Annotated in this window: 21 protein-coding genes; 15 read left to right on the forward strand and 6 right to left on the reverse strand. The window is 66.8% G+C overall.

Features of this window, described 5'->3' with window-relative positions:
• Window positions 1–75: 75 nt before the first annotated feature.
• From U858_RS0103720 to U858_RS0103740, 5 genes are all read left to right on the forward strand, one after another.
• Window positions 76–1,221 carry a branched-chain amino acid ABC transporter substrate-binding protein gene (locus tag U858_RS0103720; RefSeq protein WP_025135849.1) on the forward strand — a complete coding sequence of 382 codons (1,146 nt, stop codon included), beginning with the start codon at window positions 76–78 and terminating at the stop codon, window positions 1,219–1,221.
• A 234-nt stretch (window positions 1,222–1,455) separates the two neighbouring features.
• Window positions 1,456–2,307 (forward strand): branched-chain amino acid ABC transporter permease, encoded by an 852-nt coding sequence (locus tag U858_RS0103725; protein ID WP_369797635.1) that lies wholly within the window; start codon window positions 1,456–1,458, stop codon window positions 2,305–2,307.
• Window positions 2,304–3,392 (forward strand): ABC transporter ATP-binding protein, encoded by a 1,089-nt coding sequence (locus tag U858_RS0103730; RefSeq protein ID WP_025135851.1) that lies wholly within the window; start codon window positions 2,304–2,306, stop codon window positions 3,390–3,392. The genes U858_RS0103725 and U858_RS0103730 overlap by 4 nt, the downstream gene beginning before the upstream one ends.
• Window positions 3,389–4,189 carry an ABC transporter ATP-binding protein gene (locus tag U858_RS0103735; RefSeq protein ID WP_025135852.1) on the forward strand — a complete coding sequence of 267 codons (801 nt, stop codon included), beginning with the start codon at window positions 3,389–3,391 and terminating at the stop codon, window positions 4,187–4,189. The genes U858_RS0103730 and U858_RS0103735 overlap by 4 nt, the downstream gene beginning before the upstream one ends.
• Window positions 4,186–4,923, forward strand: a complete 738-nt coding sequence (locus U858_RS0103740) for an ABC transporter ATP-binding protein (protein WP_025135853.1) — start codon at window positions 4,186–4,188, stop codon at window positions 4,921–4,923. Before U858_RS0103735 ends, U858_RS0103740 begins: the two co-directional genes overlap by 4 nt.
• A 32-nt stretch (window positions 4,924–4,955) precedes the next feature.
• Here the strand turns inward: U858_RS0103740 and U858_RS0103745 are convergent, their stop codons facing one another.
• The gene (locus U858_RS0103745; RefSeq protein ID WP_025135854.1) at window positions 4,956–6,239 is read right to left on the reverse strand and encodes an MFS transporter; all 1,284 of its coding nucleotides are present in this window, start codon (window positions 6,237–6,239) and stop codon (window positions 4,956–4,958) included.
• A gap of 131 nt (window positions 6,240–6,370) precedes the next feature.
• Between U858_RS0103745 and U858_RS0103750 the strand changes: the two genes are divergently transcribed.
• Together U858_RS0103750 and U858_RS0103755 are read left to right on the forward strand one after the other, a co-directional pair.
• Entirely contained in the window at window positions 6,371–7,000 is a 630-nt protein-coding gene (locus U858_RS0103750; protein WP_025135855.1) for a TetR/AcrR family transcriptional regulator, read from the forward strand.
• A gap of 183 nt (window positions 7,001–7,183) precedes the next feature.
• Complete coding sequence (locus U858_RS0103755; protein WP_025135856.1) at window positions 7,184–7,405, forward strand: hypothetical protein; 222 nt, start codon at window positions 7,184–7,186, stop codon at window positions 7,403–7,405.
• 72 nt (window positions 7,406–7,477) lie between these two features.
• Here the strand turns inward: U858_RS0103755 and U858_RS0103760 are convergent, their stop codons facing one another.
• Window positions 7,478–8,767 (reverse strand): Nramp family divalent metal transporter, encoded by a 1,290-nt coding sequence (locus tag U858_RS0103760; protein WP_025135857.1) that lies wholly within the window; start codon window positions 8,765–8,767, stop codon window positions 7,478–7,480.
• A 120-nt stretch (window positions 8,768–8,887) separates the two neighbouring features.
• Window positions 8,888–9,313 (reverse strand): OsmC family protein, encoded by a 426-nt coding sequence (locus U858_RS0103765; protein WP_025135858.1) that lies wholly within the window; start codon window positions 9,311–9,313, stop codon window positions 8,888–8,890.
• Between the two features lie 250 nt (window positions 9,314–9,563).
• Here U858_RS0103765 and U858_RS0103770 point away from each other — a divergent pair, with 250 nt between their 5' ends.
• The 7 genes from U858_RS0103770 (at window position 9,564) to U858_RS0103800 (ending at window position 16,222) form a co-directional block, all read left to right on the forward strand.
• A complete protein-coding gene (locus U858_RS0103770) occupies window positions 9,564–10,508 on the forward strand; it encodes an ornithine cyclodeaminase family protein (RefSeq protein WP_025135859.1) in 945 nt (314 codons plus the stop codon).
• A 37-nt stretch (window positions 10,509–10,545) separates the two neighbouring features.
• Window positions 10,546–11,700 (forward strand): ABC transporter substrate-binding protein, encoded by a 1,155-nt coding sequence (locus U858_RS0103775; RefSeq protein WP_025135860.1) that lies wholly within the window; start codon window positions 10,546–10,548, stop codon window positions 11,698–11,700.
• Between the two features lie 212 nt (window positions 11,701–11,912).
• Window positions 11,913–12,818, forward strand: a complete 906-nt coding sequence (gene ehuB / locus U858_RS0103780; RefSeq protein WP_025135861.1) for an ectoine/hydroxyectoine ABC transporter substrate-binding protein EhuB — start codon at window positions 11,913–11,915, stop codon at window positions 12,816–12,818.
• 9 nt (window positions 12,819–12,827) lie between these two features.
• A complete protein-coding gene (ehuC, locus tag U858_RS0103785; RefSeq protein WP_025135862.1) occupies window positions 12,828–13,481 on the forward strand; it encodes an ectoine/hydroxyectoine ABC transporter permease subunit EhuC in 654 nt (217 codons plus the stop codon).
• Window positions 13,478–14,149 (forward strand): ectoine/hydroxyectoine ABC transporter permease subunit EhuD, encoded by a 672-nt coding sequence (gene ehuD / locus U858_RS0103790; RefSeq protein WP_025135863.1) that lies wholly within the window; start codon window positions 13,478–13,480, stop codon window positions 14,147–14,149. Before ehuC ends, ehuD begins: the two co-directional genes overlap by 4 nt.
• On the forward strand, window positions 14,146–14,916 hold the full coding sequence (ehuA, locus tag U858_RS0103795) for an ectoine/hydroxyectoine ABC transporter ATP-binding protein EhuA (protein WP_025135864.1): 771 nt from the start codon (window positions 14,146–14,148) through the stop codon (window positions 14,914–14,916). Before ehuD ends, ehuA begins: the two co-directional genes overlap by 4 nt.
• Before the next feature lie 193 nt (window positions 14,917–15,109).
• Entirely contained in the window at window positions 15,110–16,222 is a 1,113-nt protein-coding gene (locus U858_RS0103800; RefSeq protein WP_025135865.1) for an NADH:flavin oxidoreductase/NADH oxidase, read from the forward strand.
• A gap of 114 nt (window positions 16,223–16,336) precedes the next feature.
• Here the strand turns inward: U858_RS0103800 and U858_RS0103805 are convergent, their stop codons facing one another.
• From U858_RS0103805 to U858_RS0103815, 3 genes are all read right to left on the reverse strand, one after another.
• On the reverse strand, window positions 16,337–17,023 hold the full coding sequence (locus U858_RS0103805; protein WP_175191934.1) for a dUTPase: 687 nt from the start codon (window positions 17,021–17,023) through the stop codon (window positions 16,337–16,339).
• Window positions 17,024–17,090: 67 nt separating this feature from the next.
• Window positions 17,091–17,636, reverse strand: coding sequence for a hypothetical protein (locus tag U858_RS0103810; RefSeq protein ID WP_025135867.1), 546 nt, complete (start codon window positions 17,634–17,636; stop codon window positions 17,091–17,093).
• A 39-nt stretch (window positions 17,637–17,675) separates the two neighbouring features.
• Window positions 17,676–18,314, reverse strand: a complete 639-nt coding sequence (locus U858_RS0103815; RefSeq protein ID WP_025135868.1) for a DedA family protein — start codon at window positions 18,312–18,314, stop codon at window positions 17,676–17,678.
• A gap of 107 nt (window positions 18,315–18,421) precedes the next feature.
• Between U858_RS0103815 and U858_RS0103820 the strand changes: the two genes are divergently transcribed.
• The gene (locus U858_RS0103820) at window positions 18,422–19,462 is read left to right on the forward strand and encodes a metal-dependent hydrolase (protein ID WP_025135869.1); all 1,041 of its coding nucleotides are present in this window, start codon (window positions 18,422–18,424) and stop codon (window positions 19,460–19,462) included.
• Window positions 19,463–19,581: the final 119 nt, after the last annotated feature.

Below are 19,581 nucleotides of genomic sequence, written 5' to 3' on the forward strand. Positions count from 1 at the left end.
TTGGATTCAAACAGAAAAGCCTGGCCCAAAAGCCCAGGAATAACAAAGCCTCATCCGACATACCGGAGGATACCCATGAAGTTTCGCACCACTTTGAAGCTTGTCGCCGCCGGCATCGCCGCCGCCAGCATGGCCGCCGCTGCCCAGGCCGCCGACGTCAAGTTCGGCTTTGCCGCGCCGCTGACCGGTCCCCAGTCGCACTACGGCGAAGACATGCAGAACGGTCTGAACCTGGCGCTGGAAGAAGCCAACAAGAAGGGCATCAAGATTGACGGCCAGCCGGCCAAGTTCGTGCTGGTGTCGCGTGATGACCAAGCCGACCCGCGCGTGGGTGTGCAGGTTGCGCAGCAACTGGTCGACGAGAACGTCGTCGGCATCCTGGGTCACTTCAATTCGGGCACCACGATCCCCGCGTCGCGCGTCTACCATGAAGCCGGCCTGCCGCAGATCGCCATGGCCACGTCGCCCGAATACACCAAGCAGGGCTACGAAACCACGTTCCGCATGATGACCAGCGACACCCAGCAGGGCGCCGCGGTCGGCAAGTTCATGGTGCAAAGCCTGAAAGCCAAGAAGGTCGCGATCATCGACGATCGCACCGCCTACGGCCAAGGCCTGGCGGACGAAGTCGAGAAGGCCGTCAAGGCCGCCGGCGGCCAGGTGGTGCGCCGCGAATACACGACCGACAAGGCCAACGACTTCACGGCCATCCTGACCAACATCAAGGGCGCGGCGCCCGACGCCATCTTCTACGGCGGCCTGGACGCGCAGTCCGGCCCGATGAAGCGCCAGCTGGCCACGCTGGGCCTGAAGTCGCCGCTGGTCTCGGGTGAAATGACCCGCAGCGACACCTTCATCAAGCTGGCCGGCGACGCCGCTGACGGCACCTTCGCCTCGCTGGCCGGCGTGCCGCTGGACAAGATGGCCGCGGGCAAGGATTTCGAAAAGCGCTACCAGGAACGCTTCAAGAAGGCCCCGGGCGTCTACGCGCCCTACGCCTATGACGGCGCCTGGAACATGATCAGCGCCATCGAAGCCGCCGGCTCGGCCAAGCCCGAGAAGTACCTGCCGGAACTGGCCAAGCTGAACCGCAAGGGCGCTACCAGCGAACACATCGCCTACGACAAGAACGGCGATCTGAAGGAAATCTCGGTCACCATCTACGAAGTCAAGAATGGCAAGTGGGAGATGGTCGAGACGATGGTCAGCCAGGCCAACTGAGGCTGCTGCACCCGGCCAGGTCGCGGCTGCGCCGCCCCTGGCCATTGACACCCGCCCGCGCCGCCCGGCGCGGGGGTGCGCCACAACGGTGGCGGCCCCGCGGGTGCGCCGCGCGCGAGATGCGCGCGATTTTTCCAGGCTTATTCTGCGGCCCCTATGGATATCTTCATTCAACAACTGATTAACGGCGTCACGCTCGGCAGCGTGTACGCCCTGGTCGCCCTTGGCTACACCATGGTGTACGGCATCATCGGGCTGATCAACTTCGCGCATGGCGATGTCGTCATGATCGGCGCGATGGCCGCGACGACGATCGCCATCTCGCTGGTGGGCGGCGATCCGTCCACGTCCGCGTTCGTGGTGCTGGGCCTGGGTCTGCTCGTGTCCGTGCCGCTGTGCATGGCGGTGGGCTGGACGGCCGAACGCGTGGCCTACCGGCCGCTGCGCCGGGCACCGCGCCTGGCTGCGCTGATCACCGCCATCGGCGTGTCGATCATCCTGCAGAACGTGGCGATGATGAGCTGGGGCCGCAACTACCTGAACTTTCCGCAGGTGCTGACCCCGCAGGTGTTCGAGATCTTCGGCGCCCGCATGAGCACGCTGCAGATCGCCATTGTCGCGATCGCCGCGCTGATCATGGGCGGGCTGCTGGCCGTGGTGCACAAGACCCGCCTGGGCACCGCGATGCGCGCCACCGCGCAGAACCGCGAAGTGGCCGGCCTGATGGGCGTGAACATCAACACCGTCATTTCAGCGGCGTTCCTGATCGGTTCGGCGCTGGCCGCCGTGGCCGGCATGATGGTCGCCACCTACTACGGCGTGTCGCAATACACCATGGGCTTCATGCTGGGCCTGAAGGCCTTCACGGCCGCGGTGCTGGGTGGCATCGGCAACCTGGTCGGCGCGATGGCCGGGGGCCTGTTGCTGGGCATCATCGAATCGCTGGGCGCCGGCTACATCGGCGACCTGACCGGCGGTTTCCTGGGCAGCCACTACCAGGACGTCTTCGCGTTCTTCGTGCTGGTGCTGGTGCTGATCTTCCGTCCGTCCGGCCTGCTGGGCGAGCGCGTGGGAGACCGGGCATGAGCGGCGCCATGAAACACAGCGGGCTGTCGACCCGCAACCTGATCGGCATCGCGCTGATCGGCATCGTGCTGGCGGTGCTGCCGTTCGTGATCGGCATGGCCGGCCAGAGCTGGGTCCGCATCCTGAACTTCGCGTTGCTGTATGTGATGCTGTCGCTGGGCCTGAACATCGTGGTGGGCTTTGCCGGGCTGCTCGACCTGGGCTATATCGCGTTCTACGCAGTGGGCGCCTACACCTGGGCGCTGCTGGCCTCGCCGCACTTCGGGCTGCACCTGCCGTTCTGGGCGATCCTGCCGATCGCGCTGGCGGTGGCATGCCTGTTCGGGGTGCTGCTGGGGGCGCCAACGCTGAAATTGCGGGGCGACTACCTGGCCATCGTGACGTTGGGGTTTGGCGAGATCATCCGTATCTTCCTGAACAACCTGAACGCACCGGTCAACATCACCAACGGGCCGCAGGGCATCAACCGCATCGATACGTTCAAGGTGGGCGAATTCGCGTTCGGCCGCACGGAAAGCCTGCTGGGCATCCGCGTGACCGGGCCGGAGAAGTACTACTACCTGCTGTTGGCGCTGACGCTCATCATCATCCTGGTGTGCGTGCGCCTGCAGAATTCGCGCATCGGCCGCGCCTGGGAAGCGATTCGTGAAGACGAGATCGCGGCCAAGGCCATGGGCATCAATACCCGCAACATCAAGCTGCTGGCCTTTGCCATGGGCGCTTCGTTCGGCGGCGTGGCGGGCGCGCTGTTCGCGTCGATGCAGGGCTTTGTCAGCCCCGAGAGCTTCTCGCTGATGGAATCCATTTCCATCCTTTGCATGGTGGTGCTGGGCGGCATGGGGCATATCCCCGGCGTGATCCTGGGCGCCCTGATCCTGGCCGCGTTACCCGAGTTCCTGCGGGCCGTGGTCGAGCCGGTGCAGCACATGCTGTTCGGCGCCGTGGTGCTGGACCCCGAAGGCATCCGCATGCTGCTGTTCGGCCTGGCCATGGTGTGCGTCATGCTGTTCCGCCCCGCCGGCCTGTGGCCGTCGGCCGTGCGCAAGCGCGAGCTGGCCACCAAGACCCAGGGAGGTGCGGCATGAGCAAACTGCTGCAAGCCCAGGGCCTGGGCAAGCGTTTCGGCGGCCTGCAGGCCTTGTCGGACGTCAGCTTCGATATCGAGCAGGGCGAGATCTACGGCCTGATCGGCCCGAACGGCGCGGGCAAGACCACGCTGTTCAATGTGCTGACCGGCCTGTACATCCCCGAAGACGGTTCGTGCACGTTCAACGGCCAATCGATGTCGGGCAAGAAGCCGCACGAAGTGGCCTACGCGGGCCTGGCGCGCACGTTCCAGAACATCCGCCTGTTCGCCAACCTGAGCGCGATCGAGAACGTGATGATCGGTCGCCACGTGCGGACCCGCGCGGGCGTGCTGGGCGCCGTGTTCCGCACGCCGGGCGCGCGCGCCGAAGAGGCCGCCATCGAAGCCCGCGCCCAGGAATTGCTGGACTACGTGGGCATCGGCCACCGCGCCAACGACGTGGCGCGCTCGCTGCCTTACGGCGACCAGCGCCGCCTGGAAATCGCCCGCGCGCTGGCGACCGACCCGAAGCTGCTGGCGCTGGACGAACCGGCCGCCGGCATGAATGCATCGGAAACCGTGGTGCTGCGCAAGCTGATCGAAAAGATCCGCGGTGACGGCGTGACGGTGCTGCTGATCGAACACGACATGAAATTGGTCATGGGCCTGTGCGATCGCGTGCTGGTGCTGGAATACGGCAAGGTGCTGGCCATGGGCAAACCCGCCCAGGTGCAGCGCGACCCCAAGGTCATTGAAGCGTATCTGGGCGCGGGCGCCGCCCAGGATCCGCTGATTCATCAGGAGCGCCCGGCATGACGACGGCAAGCAAACCCCTACTGGAACTGCGCGGCCTGCAGGTCGCATATGGCGGCATCCGCGCGGTGCGCGGCATCGACCTGCGCGTGGACGAAGGCGAGCAGGTCTGCCTGATCGGCGCCAACGGCGCCGGCAAGAGCACGACCCTGCGCGCCATCTGCGGCCTGGTGCCGCTGGCCGGCGGCGAAGTGCTCTACGGCGGCAAGTCCATCGGCGGGCAGAAGTCGCACGAACTGGTGCGCCAGGGCCTGGTGATGGTGCCGGAAGGCCGCGGCATCTTCGGCCAGCTGACCATCGAGGAAAACCTGGCGATGGGCGCGTACATCCGGCGCGATGCGGCGCAGGTGCGGCAGGACACGGACCGCGTGTTCACGCTGTTCCCGCGCCTGGCCGAACGCCGCAAGCAGGCGGCCGGCACGCTGTCGGGCGGCGAGCAGCAGATGGTGGCCATGGGCCGCGCGATGATCGCGCGCCCCAAGCTGCTGCTGCTGGACGAGCCGTCGATGGGCCTGGCGCCGCTGATGGTCGAGAAGGTCTTCGAGGTGGTGCGCACCATCGCCAGCGAAGGCGTGACGATCTTGCTGATCGAACAGAACGCCCGCCTGGCGCTGGAAAACAGCCATCGCGGCTACGTGATGGAATCCGGCGAGATCACGCTGTCGGGTCCGGCGCGTGAAATGCTGCATGACCCGAAGGTGCGTGCCGCCTATCTGGGTGAAGTCGAAGAGGTGTAAGAAAAAACCGGCGCAAGCCGGTTTTTTTTACCTTAAGCGGGTTGCGCCACGACCCGCTCACGCCCGATCAGCAGGGCGATGACGGCGGCAATCAGGCCGGTGGCGCCTGCGGCAACGAAGGCCATCAGGTAGCTGCCTTGCGATTCGCGCACCAGCCCCGCCATCCAGGCCGCGCTGGCCGCGCCCAGTTGATGGCCGGCGACGATCCAGCCGAACACGATGGGGGCCTCGCGGTCACCGAAGGCTTCGGTGGCCAGGCGCAGCGTGGGCGGCACGGTGGCGATCCAGTCCAGGCCGAAGAACACCGCGAAAATCGCCAGGCTGTAGAACGAAAAGTCGGAATACGGCAGGTAGATCAGCGCCAGCCCGCGCAGCGCGTAGTACACGAACAGCAGCTTGCGCGGATCGTAGCGGTCCGTGAGCCAGCCCGACGCGGTGGTGCCGAAGAGATCGAAGATGCCCATGATCGCCAGCAGGCCGGCGGCTTGCACTTCAGGCATGCCATGGTCGCCGCAAAGCGCGATCAGGTGCGTGCCGACCAGGCCGTTGGTGGTGAAGCCGCAGATGAAGAAGGTGGCGAACAGGAACCAGAAGGTGCGGGTCTTGGCGGCGCGGGCCAGGGCGCCAAACGTGGCGGCCAGCATGCCGGTGCGCGGGGCGGCGGGGGCGGGCGGCGCATGCGGGTCGCTGCCGAACGGCACCAGGCCGACGCTGGCGGGGCGGTCGGGCACCAGCCACCAGGCCAGCGGCACCAGTGCGGCGGCGGCGCCGGCGACCGTCCACACCACCCGGGTCCAGTCACCGGACGAGGCCAGTGCGGCCAGGACCGGCAGGAAGATCAGCGTGCCGGTGGCGGTGCTGGCGGTGAGCAGGCCCATCATCAGGCCGCGATGCTTGGTGAACCAGCGATTGACCACGGTAGCGCCCATGACCACGGCGACGGCGCCCGAACCGATGCCCGAGAACACGCCCCAGGTCATCAGCAGGTGCCACGGCTGCGTCATGTAGGCGCTGACCGCGCTAGACGCGGCCATCAGCGACAGCGACACGATCAGCACGCGGCGCAGGCCGAAGCGTTCCATTGCGGCCGCGGCGAACGGGCCGACCAAGCCGTACAGGAAGATACCGACGGCGGCGGCGAACGAGGTCGTGCTGCGGTTCCAGCCGAAATTCTCTTCCAGCGGCACCAACAGCACACTGGGCGAGGAGCGCAGGCCGGCCGACACCAGCAGGGCCAGGAAGACCACCGCCACCACGACAAAGGCGTACTTTTGCCCGGCTCGGCGGAAGGGGATGGGTGGTTGGGCTATACTCATGTTACTGACCGGTACGTATTAAGGTTTGCGAATAGTACGTACCGGTCAGTAACATCGTCAAGCATTATTTTTGACGACCCTGTTTTCAGGGCGGCGGGCCGTGTCCGCCGGTCTCAGCAAGGAGTCTCCGAATGGCCAACAAATCCGACGCAGCGGGCAAGGCGCCCGTTGCAGCCTCCCCGGCAAAGCCGTTGCTTGCGGCGGACCGCATCCGCAAGACCGCGCGCGAAATGTTCTACCGCGACGGCATCCGGGCGGTGGGGGTGGACGCCATCGTCAATCAGGCCGGCGTCACCAAGCCCAGCCTGTACCGCAGTTTCTCGTCCAAGGACGAGCTGGCCGCGGCCTACCTGCGCGACTACGACGCCGAGTTCTGGGGGCGCTTCAACGCGGCCTGCGACGCCCATCCGGGGGATCCGCAGGCGCAGTTGCGCGCCTATCTGTCCGGCCTGAGCGTGCGCGCGGTGCAGAACGGCTACCGCGGCTGCGGCCTGACCAACGCCGCGGTCGAGTACCCCGAAGCCGGCCATCCGGCGCGCGTGGTCGCCGTCGAGCACAAGGTGGAACTGCGGCGCCGCTTGACCGCGATGGCGGCGGAAATGGGGGCGCCGGATCCCGAGGCGCTGGGCGATGGGCTGCTGCTGCTGATCGAAGGCGCCTTTGTTTCCAGTCAGTTGTTTGGCGAGGGCGGCCCGGCCGGGCGCGTCGCCGACATGGCCGACAAGCTGATCGCCGCCCATGTGGACTGCCGGCAGGGCTGATCGTCACCTATTGCGCTGCACAAAAATAGTGCCAGATATGGTGCCTGTGCACCATCATGGTGGTGTTTGTACCCATTGCGCAACGGCAGAAATAGTGTCAGGTAATTTATATTGCGACGCAGCAAACGCGGATCTAACATGAAGTCGTGTTGTTCCCCATCGCGCTTTCTCAAGGAGAGAATCATGAGCGATACCGCGTTGAAAAATGCCCGCATGTCGGATGCGCTGGAGCGGTCCCTGATCCGCGAGGCCATCAAGGCGGAAACCCTGTCCGGCCCGTTCTCCCGCATGGGCTGGCGCCGGCTGAAGCTGCGCCTGGCCAAGATGGGCGGCGCCGTCGGTGAAGTGCTGCACGACATGGACGCCGGCCGCCGCCAGCACCCGGTCGTCTCTGCCCGCCGCTGACGCCCCAGGCAGGGTCCCAGAAAAAACGCCAGCGCAAGCTGGCGTTTTTTTATGGCCGAAGGCGGCGTGCGATCACACGACCATGTCGACCAGCAGGTAGCCGTCCAGCAGCACGATGCCGACGGTGGCGATGACGGCGGCCCAGGCCCACGCGCCGCGCAGCGCATGGCGGCCCATCAGGCTCTTGCGGCAGGCCAGCAGCACCAGCGGACCCAGGGCGAAGGGCAGGGCCAGGCTCAGGATGACCTGGCTCAGCACCAGCAGTTCGTCCGGATCCTGGCCGCCGGTGAAGATCAACAGGCCCACGGCGGCCGCGCCCGCGATCAGCCGGGTGGCCAGCGCGCGGCGGCGGTCGGACCAGTTGCTGCGCACCTGGAAGCCTTGCGACAGGATGCGGCCGGCCAGCACGCCGGTGATGGTCGAGCTTTGCCCGGCGGCGTAAAGCGCCACGGCGAACACGATGGCGGCGCCGATGCCCAACGTGTGGCCGATGACGGCGTGGGCGTCATCCAGGCTGGAAACGATCATGCCCGAGCCCGACAGGGACGCTGCGGCGACGATCATGATGGCCGAGTTGATCAGCATAGCCACGCCCAGCGACACCACGGTGTCGTTGCGCGCCACCCGCATGGCCATGTCGCGGGCGTCGGCCGGCAGCGCCCGGGCGCGTTGCGCCAGCGAGCCGGAATGCAGGTAGAGGTTGTGTGGCATCAGGGTCGCGCCCAGGATGCCCAGCGCGATCAGGAAGCCTTGCGGGTTGCGCAGCGCCTGGCCCGTCTGGGTGATGCCGTGCGCCACTTCCGTCCAGGCCGGATTGGCCTTGAACAGCAGGAACACGAACGAGGCCGCGACGATCGACAGCAGCACGGCGATGACGCGCTCGTGGCGATCGGCGTTGCCGCGGGTCAGGGCCAGCACGGCAAACGTGCCCACACCCGTGACGGCCACGCCGCCGATCAGCGGCAGGTTGAACAGCAGGCGCAGCGCGATGGCGCCGCCGATCAGTTCGGCCAGCGCGGTAGCCAGGATGGCGGCTTCGCCGGCCAGCCAGGCAGCCTTGGACATGCGCGGGGAAAGATGGCGGGCGGTGAGCGTGGCCAGGTCTTCGCCCGTGGCCAGCGCCAGGCGCGACACCAGCACCTGGAATCCCAGCGCCAGGATGGCCGAGGCGATGACCACCAGCAGCAAGCCGTAGCCGAAGCCGCTGCCACCGGCGATGTCGGTGGCCCAGTTGCCCGGATCGATGTAGCCCACGGCCACCAGGATGCCCGACCCGACCACCCGGCGCAGGTTGGCCGTCACCTGGGCGTCTTGTGCGTACGCCGCCTTGCCGCCAGAGATCGCATAAATGAATCGGGTCATGATTTTTCCTGAGAATGGTTCTCATTTTCCATAACTCGGGCATGACCGTCAAATTGATTTTCAGCAAGCCCGGGATAGGGCAGCCCAATGGCGCCGCCCCATCTCGGCCTGGCGGGCCGGTCAGGACTTGAGCTTGGCGTCCATGGTGATCTTGGCGTTCAGCACCTTGGAAACGGGGCAGCCTTTTTCAGCCTTGCGGGCAGCGTCTTCAAACGCCTGGGCCGACGCGCCGGGAATGACGGCTTCGACGGTCAGGTGCACGGCGGTAATGGCAAAGCCGTCGTCGGCCTTGTCCAGCGTGACCTCGGCCTTGGTGTCCAGGCTTTGCGCCACGAGGCCGGCTTCGCCCAGGATGTTGGACAGCGCCATGGTGAAGCAGCCGGCGTGGGCGGCGCCCAGCAGTTCTTCGGGGTTGGTGCCCGGGGTGTCGCCAAAGCGGGTATTGAAGCCGTAGGGCTGGCTCTTGAGCGCGCCGCTCTGCGTGGAAATCGTGCCCTTGCCCGTCTTCAGATCGCCCGACCAGGCGGCGGTTGCGGTTTTCTTCATGCGTTGACTCCTGTAGAGGGGAACGCGCCCGTCGCGGACGCGTCCGGTGGGGGGAGGCGGGCCGTTGGGGCGGCGCCGCGCAATGCCGAAAGGGCATGGGTCATGATACGGCGGCGGCGCGGCGCGGGTGCCCAAAACAGCGCCACGCAACGGCAAGCCGATGTAACGATTGCGGTCGCTACGCCTTGCCAGCGGGGCATGGCGCCGTCACACTTCGCCCTGGCTCAACCCGAACAGGCATTGGATACAGATGGTAGTGATCGACACCGAACAAACCCGCCGCGCATTGTCGTTCGACGCGGCGATTCCGGCTTTGCGCGAGGCCTTTCGCCAAGGCGCCCACGTGCCGCCGCGCCATGTGCATGCCATTGAATCCGGCGGTGCGCACGGCACCACGCTGATCATGCCGGCCTGGAACGAACAGGGCTATTTCGGCGTCAAGGTCATCAACATCTTTCCCGAAAACACGCGCCAGTCGTTGCCTGGGCTGCACGCCACCTACAACCTGTACAGCGCGCGCACCGGCGTGCCGCTGGCGCAGGTCGACGGCGATCAGGTCACGGTGTTCCGCACCGCCGGTGCCGCCGCGCTGGGCGCCTCGTACCTGGCCCGCCCCGATGCCCGGGTGCTCACCATCGTCGGCTCCGGCCGCATCGCCGGGCTGGTGGCCCAGGCCATGCGCACCGTGCGCCCCATCGACAAGGTGCTGGTCTGGAACCTGCGTCCGGCTGGCGCCGACGCGCTGGCGGCCGCGCTGCGCGAACAGGGCTTCGATGCCACCAGCACGCCAGACCTCGAACAGGCCGTGCGCCAGTCCGACATCGTCAGCTGCGCCACGCTGTCCACCGAACCGCTGGTACGCGGCGCCTGGCTGCGCCCGGGGACCCACCTTGACCTGATCGGCAGCTTCAAGCCCGACATGATCGAAACCGACACCGCCTGCTTTGACGGCACGACGGTCTACGTGGATACCGACGAAGCCCCCACCAAGGCCGGCGATCTGCTGGCCGCATTCCAGGCCGGCGTGCTGACGCGGGAAGGCATTCGCGGCACGCTCACCGACCTGGTGCAGGGCCGCGCCCCGGGCCGCACCGATGCGCGCGAAATCACCGTGTTCAAGGCGGTGGGCAGCGCCCTCGAAGACCTGACGCTGGCCGCGCTGGTCTACGAGGCCCGCGCCGGTCAGGCAAAATAGCGGCATCCGCATTTCTTCCTTTCCGCGAGTTGCCGTCATGTCCCGCACTTTTCTCCGTTACGCCTGCGCGGTCGCGCTGGTCGTCCCCGCCTTGTCTGCCCGTGCCGACATCGTCATCGGTGTGGACGTGTCCACCACCGGCCCGGCCGCGGCGATCGGCATCCAGACCAACAACGCGATCCGCCTGTGGCCGGCCACGCTGGGCGGCCAGCCGGCGCGCTACGTGGTGCTGGACGACGGCACCGACGTCAGCCGGGCCGTCAAGAACCTGCGCAAGCTCACGTCCGAAGACAAGGTCGACGCCATCGTCGGGCCCAACACCACCGCCGCGGCCCTGGCTGCGCTGGACGTGCTGGCCGAAACGCGCACGCCGATGATCGCGCTGGCCGCGTCCAGCGTCATCGTCGAGCCGTTGTCCGACCCCAAGCGCGCCTGGGCCTTCAAGATGCCCCAGAACGATTCGCTGATGGCGACGGTGCTGGTCGACGACATGAAAAAGAAAGGCCTGAAGAACGTGGCCTTCATCGGCTTTGCCGATTCCTACGGCGACAGCTGGTGGAAGGAATTCTCGGCCGCCGCCGGCTCCGACCTGAAGATCGTGGCGCAAGAACGCTTCCAGCGCACCGACGCGTCGGTGGTGGGGCAGGTGCTCAAGGTCATTGCCGCCAAGCCCGATGCCGTGCTGATCGCGGGCGCCGGCACGCCGTCGGCCCTGCCGCAGAAGACGCTGCTTGAACGCGGCTACACCGGCACCATCTACCAGACCCACGGCATCGGCACGCTCGAATTCCTGCAGGTCGGCGGCAAGGACGTCGAAGGCACGCTGTTCCCCACCGGCCCGGGCGTGGTGGCGCGCGAGCTGCCGGATTCGAACCCGGTCAAGAAGGTGGCCGTGGCCTTTGCCGACCAATACGAACGCCAGTACGGCGCCAACACGCTGACCCAGTTCGCCGGTGATGCCTACGGCGCCTGGATGCTGCTGGATTCCGCCGTGGCGCGCGCCCTCAAGACCGGCGCCAAGCCCGGCACGCCGGAATTCCGCGCGGCCCTGCGCGATGCCCTGGAAAACACCCGTGACCTGATCGTGCCCAATGGCGTGCTCAATATCTCGAAAGACAATCACCAGGGCTTTGACGAGCGCGCCCGCGTCATGGGCGTCGTGCGCGACGGCAAGTTCTCGTACGCGCAATAGGGGCCCCATCGGTAAAAACGGGGGGCAAAAAATGGGGACGACATAGTCGTCTACCCTTCGTAACGTGTTCTAACCTGTCATAGGGCAGCGCACGGGAAAAGCAGGCTTCGGCCTGCTTTTTTTCGTTCATATCATTAGAGGTGAAATGATTTAATGTCGTATCATTTTTAGCGAAGCCATGTACCTAGAAATAAATTCGGGAGAAAAAGACCATGACCCTGCAAACCACCCGCCGCCTGCTGCTGGCCCTGAGCCTGGGCTTGTTGGCCGCCTGCTCGGACTCCGGCGGCGACAAGACCGCGGCCGGCAAGGCGCCCGCGGCCGCCAACACGCTGGAAGCCGCCAAGGCGGCCGGCAAGATCCGCATCGGCTATGCCAATGAGGCCCCGTTTGCCTTCATGGACAGCAAAGAGGCCAAGGTCACGGGCGAGTCGGTCGAGATTGCGCGGGTGGTGCTCAAGCGCATGGGCATCAATGAGGTCGAAGGCGTGCTGACCGAGTTCGGCTCGCTGATTCCCGGGTTGCAGGCCAAGCGTTTCGACATCATCGCGGCGGGCATGTACGTGACCCCCGAACGCTGCGGCCAGGTGGCGTTTTCCGACCCGACCTATGGCGTGGGCGAGGCTTTCCTGGTCAAGCAGGGCAACCCCAAGAACCTGCACAGCTACGAAGACGTGGTGAAGAACCCCGACGCCAAGCTGGGCGTGGTGGTGGGCGCGATCGAAGGCGAGTACGCCTCCAAGGTCAAGGTGCCGCCCGGGCAGGTGGTGGTGTTTCCCGATGCGGTCAGTGCGCTGTCCGGCGTGCAGGCGGGCCGCGCCGACGCCTATGCGGCCACCGCTCTCACCATCAACGACCTGATGGGCAAGACCGATGCCGGCAGCGGCCTGGAAAAGGCCGACCCGTTCACCGATCCGGTGATCGATGGCAAGGGCGTGCGCGGCTACGGCGCCTACGCCTTCCGCCCCGACGACAAGGCCTTTGCCGACGCCTTCAACGCCGAACTGGCCAAGTTCATCGGCACCGACGAGCACAAGCAACTGGTGGCGCCGTTCGGCTTCACGCCGCAGGAACTGCCCAATGGGGTCACGGCCGCCAAGCTCTGCGCCGGCCAATAGGAGGCGCCGATGCCGCTCATCTCCGAACATATCGCCGAGCTGGTGCCGCCGCTGCTCGAAGGGCTGGCGGTGACGCTGGAAATCATGGCGGGCGCCGTGGTGCTGGCCGTGCCGCTGGCGCTGGCCGCCGGCATCGGACGCCTGTCGACGCTGCGGCCGGTGCGCTGGGTGGCCTCGATCTATGTCGAGGTCTTTCGCGGCACGTCGGCCCTGGTGCAACTGTTCTGGTTCTATTTCGTGCTGCCGCTGTTCGGCGTGCAACTGCCGGCCATGCTGGTGGGCATCGTGGTGCTGGCCCTGAATGCCGGCGCCTACGGCGCGGAAGTGGTGCGCGGCGCAATCCGCGCCGTGCCGCCGGGCCAGCGCGAGGCGGGCGTGGCGTTGAACCTGACCCGCGGCCAGATCATGCGCCGCATCGTCGTGCCGCAGGCCATTCCGGCCATGCTGCCGCCGGCCGGCAACCTGTTGATCGAACTGCTCAAGAACACAGCGCTGGTGTCGCTGATCACCATCACCGACTTGACCTTCCGCGGCCAGCTGCTGCGCAGCGAAACCCTGCGCACCACCGAGATCTTCACCTTGATGCTGCTGATGTACTTCGCGGTGGCGCTCTTGATCACGGCCGGCGTGCGGCTGCTTGAACGGAGGGTCCGCGTCCGATGAAACCGATATTCGACTGGTCCTTCGCACTGGAAATCCTGCCCACCCTGGGCTCGGCGCTGATCATCACCATCCAGGCCACCGTGCTGGGCATGCTGGTGGCCGTGACGCTGGGCCTGGCGCTGGCCCTGATGCGGCGCTCGCGCCTGGCGATTGTGTCGCTGCCCACGGCATTCGTGATCGAGTTCGTGCGCAGCACGCCGCTGCTGGTGCAGATGTATTTCCTGTTCTACGTGATGCCGCTGACCGGGGTGCAGATGTCGCCGCTGGCGACCGGCATCGTGGCGCTGGGGCTGCACTACGCGACCTATTGCGCCGAGGTCTACCGCGCCGGCATCGAGGCGGTGCCGCGCGGCCAGCTGGAAGCCGCCCGCGCCCTGAACATGTCGCCCTGGCGCACCGCCGTCGGCGTGGTGCTGCCGCAGGCGATTCCGCCGGTGGTACCGGCGCTGGGCAATTACCTGGTGGCCATGTTCAAGGACACGCCGCTGCTGTCCGCCATCACCGTGGTGGAACTGCTGCAGCAAAGCAAGATGATCGGCTCCAGCACCTTCCGCTACACCGAGCCCCTGACCCTGGTCGGCGTGCTGTTCCTGGTGCTCAGCCTGGTCGCGGCCTGGGGCGTGCGTGGCCTGGAGGCCCGACTGCAACGATACGGAGGAAAGCGATGAGCGCAAGCGTCACCATCAAGAACCTGCACAAACGCTATGGCGAACTCGAGGTGCTGCGCGGCATCAACCTGGAGATCCCGGCCGGCCAGACCGTCGCGGTGATCGGCCCGTCCGGTTCGGGCAAGTCGACCCTGCTGCGCGTCCTGATGACGCTGGATCGGCCCACCAGCGGCGATATCGAGATCGACGGCCAGGCCATGTGGACCGACGAGCAAGGCCGTCCGGCCGGGCCCAATTCCGACCACCTGCGGCGCGTGCGCGGCAAGATCGGCATGGTGTTCCAGCACTTCAACCTGTTCCCGCACATGACCGCGCTGGGCAACGCCATGGAGGCGCCGCTGCACGTGCTGGGCATGTCGCGCGACCAGGCCCGCGAGCGCGCCGTGGAGTACCTGGAGATGGTGGGCCTGGGCGACAAGCTGGATGTCTATCCGGCGCAGTTGTCGGGCGGGCAGAAGCAGCGCGTCGGCATTGCCCGCGCCTTGGCCATGTGCCCGGAGATCATGCTGTTCGACGAAGTGACCTCGGCGCTGGATCCGGAACTGGTGGGCGGCATCCTGCAGATCCTTCGCGACCTGGCGGCCCGGCGCAGCATGACGATGATCATCGTCACCCACCAGATGAAATTCGCCGAACGCAGTTCCGACCGCACGCTGTTTTTCGACGAGGGCAACATTGTCGAGGACGCCGAGTCGCAGACGCTGTTCAGCGCGCCCAAAGAGGCGCGCACCCGCCAGTTCCTGGATAGCGTCATCGAAGGCCAGTAGCGCGGCCCGGCGGCAGGCGGCACGCGCCGCCTGCATCGTCCGCCAGCGCGCGGGGCGGCCAGGGCATTGATGCTCAGTATCCCGCAGTCAGACCCCCCGCCGTTTAACCCTGTTGCGCCCGTTGGGATTTCCCGCGGCGCGCGCCGGGCGGCGCTATGCTGTGTATCCGCGTCCATCGCCCGGAGTTCTTCGCATGAGTCACCTGTTCAGTCCCACGTCAGTCGGCAATGTCGACCTGGTCAATCGCATCGTCATCGCGCCCATGTGCGAGTACTCGGCCGACGAGGGCCGGGCCACCGATTGGCACATGATCCACCTGGGCCACCTGGCGCTGTCGGGGGCGGCGCTGCTGTTCACCGAAGCGACCGCGGTCGAGGCGGACGGCCGTATTTCCCCGGGGGACCTGGGGCTGTGGTCGGACGAAACCGAGGCCGCGCTGGGCCGGGTGGTGCAGGCGGTGCGGCGCTATTCGCCGATCAAGCTGGGCATTCAATTGGGCCATGCGGGCCGCAAGGCGTCCAGCCATGCGCCCTGGGAAGGCGGCCAGCTGGTGCCGCCCGAGCAGGGCGGCTGGCAGGGCTGGGCGCCATCGGCGATTGCCCACAACGCGTCCGAGCCGCCGCCGCGCGCGCTGGACGCGGCCGGCCTGGCGCGGGTGCGCGATGCCTTCGTGGACAGCGCCCGCCGCGCCATCCGCCTGGGTTTCGACGCGATCGAGCTGCATGCCGCCCACGGCTACCTGCTGCACCAGTTCCTGTCTCCCCTGGCCAACCAGCGCGACGACGAATACGGCGGCTCGCTGGAAAACCGCATGCGCTTTCCGCTGGAAGTCTTCCGCGCGGTGCGCGAGGTGACCCCGGCGTCGGTGGCGCTGGGCGTGCGCGTGTCGGCGACCGATTGGGTCGACGGCGGCTGGGACCTGGAACAGACCCAGGCCTTCGCGCAGCGCATCAAGGAACTAGGGGGCGAGTTCATCGACGTCTCCAGCGGCGGTGTGTCGTCGCAGCAGAAGATTCCGGTGGGGCCGAATTACCAAGTGCCGTTCGCCGACGCGATCAAGCGCACGGTCGGCCTGCCCACCATCACCGTGGGCCTGATCACCGAGGCCCAGCAGGCCGAGGACATCCTGGCCAATGGTCAGGCCGACATGGTGGCCCTGGCCCGCGGCATGCTGTATGACCCGCGCTGGCCGTGGCATGCGGCCGCGCAACTGGGCGGCCAGGTCAGTGCGCCGCGCCAATATTGGCGGTCGCAGCCGCGCGAGCAGAAAGAACTGTTCGGCGAAACGCGCTTCGGCCAGCGCTAGCCGCCGCAGCGGAGCCGGGCGACGTACGCGAGTCCGCCACCCAGACCGATCCACCATGAAAAACGCCGCTTCAAAGCGGCGTTTTTCATGTGGCCTTGCAGCGAAGCGCGAGCCTTACAGCTTGGCGTAGGCGGCTTCCAGATCGCGGTGCAGCAGGTCGGCAAAGCCGGCTTGCGAGGCATCGTGTTGCGACAGCAGGCGGGCCAGCACGACGTTGTCTTCTTCGCCGTTCCAGATCTTGATGTAGGTGCCTTCCTTGTAGCCGTGTTGCTGGCGGAAGATGTTCAGCACGTTCTTGGACACGTACTGGGTATAGGCATCGTTCCAGGTCATCTCGCAGGCCGTCATGCTCTGTTCCAGCAGCTTGAAGCTGGCGCGGCCGCAGACGGCCAGGCCGCCGATCAGTTCCAGCAGTTCCGGCACGGTCAGGCTGGCCAGCGCGTAGCTCTTGCCATCCAGCGTCACCGAGGCCGGGCCGGCCAGGTCGGCCACCAGCGCGGCAGCGGCCGCACCGACGTCGCCCTTGGCCTGCACGATGGTGTGCGACAGGTAGAAATGCAGGATGTCGACCAGTTCCATCTGCACCTGGGGCAGATCGATGGTCTGCTTTTTCCACCACTTCCAGCCGTAGTGCTCGAGCGCCTCGGCCGATTCGACGAAGGCGGCGCGCAGGAAGCGGGCGCCGCCATTGATCCAGTCCGGATTGATCATGCTGTTCAAGTCGCCTTGCAGCTTCAGCATCGTGGCCGCCTGGGCCTGGTTCAATCCGACAACGTTGTTCACTTTCACTCCGGTATTCATGGGGTCTTTCGACGGCGGCGGAAATGTTAGCACCATTGCGTGGGGGGCCAGGCGCCGCCGTCCGCGTTCAGCCGTCCTTGCGGTACGAGGTGGTCTTGAGCGGCGGCAGTTTGCCCAGCGGCTGCTTGCGCGGATCGCGGGCGCCGCTGGCGGCCTTGAACAGCATGAACGCGAAGAACGCCAGGAACACCGCCGGCATCAGCTCGTCCAGGTCGAAGCGCGGCGAGCGCAGCGCCTTGAACGCGATATTGACCGCGGCCCAGCCGGCGATGGCACCGGCGATGGTCAGGAAGATGCCCAGCTTGCGCTGGCGCGCGCGCTTGGCCATCGACACTGTGGCGGCGTCTTCCTGGCCGGGTACGCCCACCAGCGGCGCGGGTTCGGCGCGGCGCGATTGCAGCGGCGGGGGCGCGGATTTGCCCCAGGTCAGGTCGTACAGCGAATCCTTGGTGGAACCGCTCGGCGGAGCCGAGGGCGTGGCGGCCGGGGTGCTGGCCTGGCGGCGCGTTTCGGCCTTGTCAGGCACGCGGCCGGGCGAAGCGCCGCCGGCCCGTGACAGGTTCTCGACGTAGCGCGCGAAGTCGCCGTTTTTCGGCTCCATATCTATTGCCATGCTGTTCTCCGGGCTGGGCCTGATGACGACGGATCGGCCCTAATTGCCGCGGCGCGCTCGCGCCGGCTGTCGGCGTTTGCGCATCATCGCGACCAGAAGCCCGAATCCTAGCAGCACTGAGAAGCCCGCGCCGATCATCATGGCGATCTGTTGCGCGTTTTCGGCCGCGCCCAGGCTGCGCGCCGTGATGTAGCCCGGCGCCAGCATCAGCGGCATCCACAGCACGGCCGACGCGACGTTGGCCAGCTGGAAACGGCCGTGGGCCATGCCCATCACGCCGGCCACCGTCGGGATGGTCGAGCGGATGGGGCCCAGGAAGCGGCCGATCAGCACCGAGGCAAAGCCGTAGCGGTAGAAGAACAGCCGCGCGCGGGCCACCGCGGTGCGCTGCTGCTTGAGCGGCCAGCGACGCAGCACGGTCGGGCCGGCCCAGCGGCCCAGCGCGTACGACAGCGCGTCGCCCACGATGGCGCCGGCGATGCCCCAGGCCAGGATGCTCCAGAGGTCCAGCGTGCCCGCGCCGATCAGGCCGCCGGTCAGCAGCATGAGGGCGGTGGCGGGGATGAACAGGCCCAGCAGCACCATCGATTCGCCCAGCGTCAGCAGGAAGGTGATCGGGCCGGCCCAGGCCTGGTTGGTCTCGATCAGCAGGCCGATCTTGTCGATATAGTGGTCCATGGGGGTCGAAGTTGAAAATTAGCTGAATGCAATCGGGTATCTTAACGCCTGCGTTGTGGACGGCGGGTGAAAATGGCAGTCCACCGGAAGGCTATCGTCGGAGTTCTATGGATTCGGTTACACAGGCCGTGCTGGGCGCGGGCATACAGGGGGCGCTGCTGGGGCGTGTGCAGGGGCGCCGGGCGCTGTTCTACGGCGCCGCGCTGGCGACGGTGCCCGATCTGGACGTGCTGATGCGCTATCCCGACCCCGTGTCGCTGATGACCTACCACCGCGGGTTCTCGCACTCGATCTTCGTCCTGACTGGACTGGCGGCGCTGCTGACCTGGTTGATACGCAAGTATTGGCCCCAGGCGCAATACAGCGGCAGGCGCCTGTTCCTGACCTTGTGGCTGGTGTTGGTGACGCATCCCCTTCTGGACGCCTTCACCGTCTATGGCACGCAGTTGTTCTGGCCGATACCGTCCATTCCCGAAAGCTGGTCGGCGATCTTCATCATCGACCCCGTCTATACCGTGCCCTTGTTGCTGGCAGCGGTGTACGCCGCGGCGGTCGGCATGACGCGCAACGCCCGCCGCTTCCTGGCCGGGGCGCTGGTGTTCAGCACGGCCTACCTGGGTTTCGGCTTGGCAGGCCGCATCGCTGCCGAGCACCGGGTGCGCGATGCGTTGCAGGCGCAGGGCATCGCCGTGACCGAGTTGCGGGCCATGCCCATGCCGCTGAACACGCTGCTCTGGCGCGTGATCGCCAAGACGCCCGATGGCCACTACTACGAGGCGGTCAGTAGCTGGTTTGATCGGGACCCACCGGAATCCCTGCGCCAGCCGCTCAACCTGGATGTGGGCCAGGCGCTGGCCGGCGTGCCGCTGCACGAGCGGCTGCGCTGGTTCACCGACGACTGGCTGCGCTACGACGTGATGGGCGACGCGCTGGTGGTGACGGATCTGCGCATGGGCATGGCGGGCCACTACAACTTCCGCTTCAAGATGGCCGAGCGCGGCCCCGACGGCGCCTGGCGCGCGGTCACCCCGTCCAGTTGGCCGGGCGAGCGGGGCGGTTGGGCTGAATTGAAACTAGTGCTGGCCCGCATCCTGCACGCCCAGCCGCCGCTGCCGCTGGCGCAATGGGCGGAAAAGGCGGCGCCTTAGGGCCAGTGCGAGGCTCCTTTTAGTGTTAACAGGCCCTAGCGCGCATCGCACCCGCCGGTCTGGTGTCGAAGGCCCCTCTGTGTCGTACGCGAGGGGCTTTTGTTTTTGGCCGCCCTGGA

Source organism: Achromobacter sp. DH1f, assembly GCF_000633435.1.
Classification (GTDB): Bacteria; Pseudomonadota; Gammaproteobacteria; order Burkholderiales; family Burkholderiaceae_B; genus Achromobacter; species Achromobacter deleyi.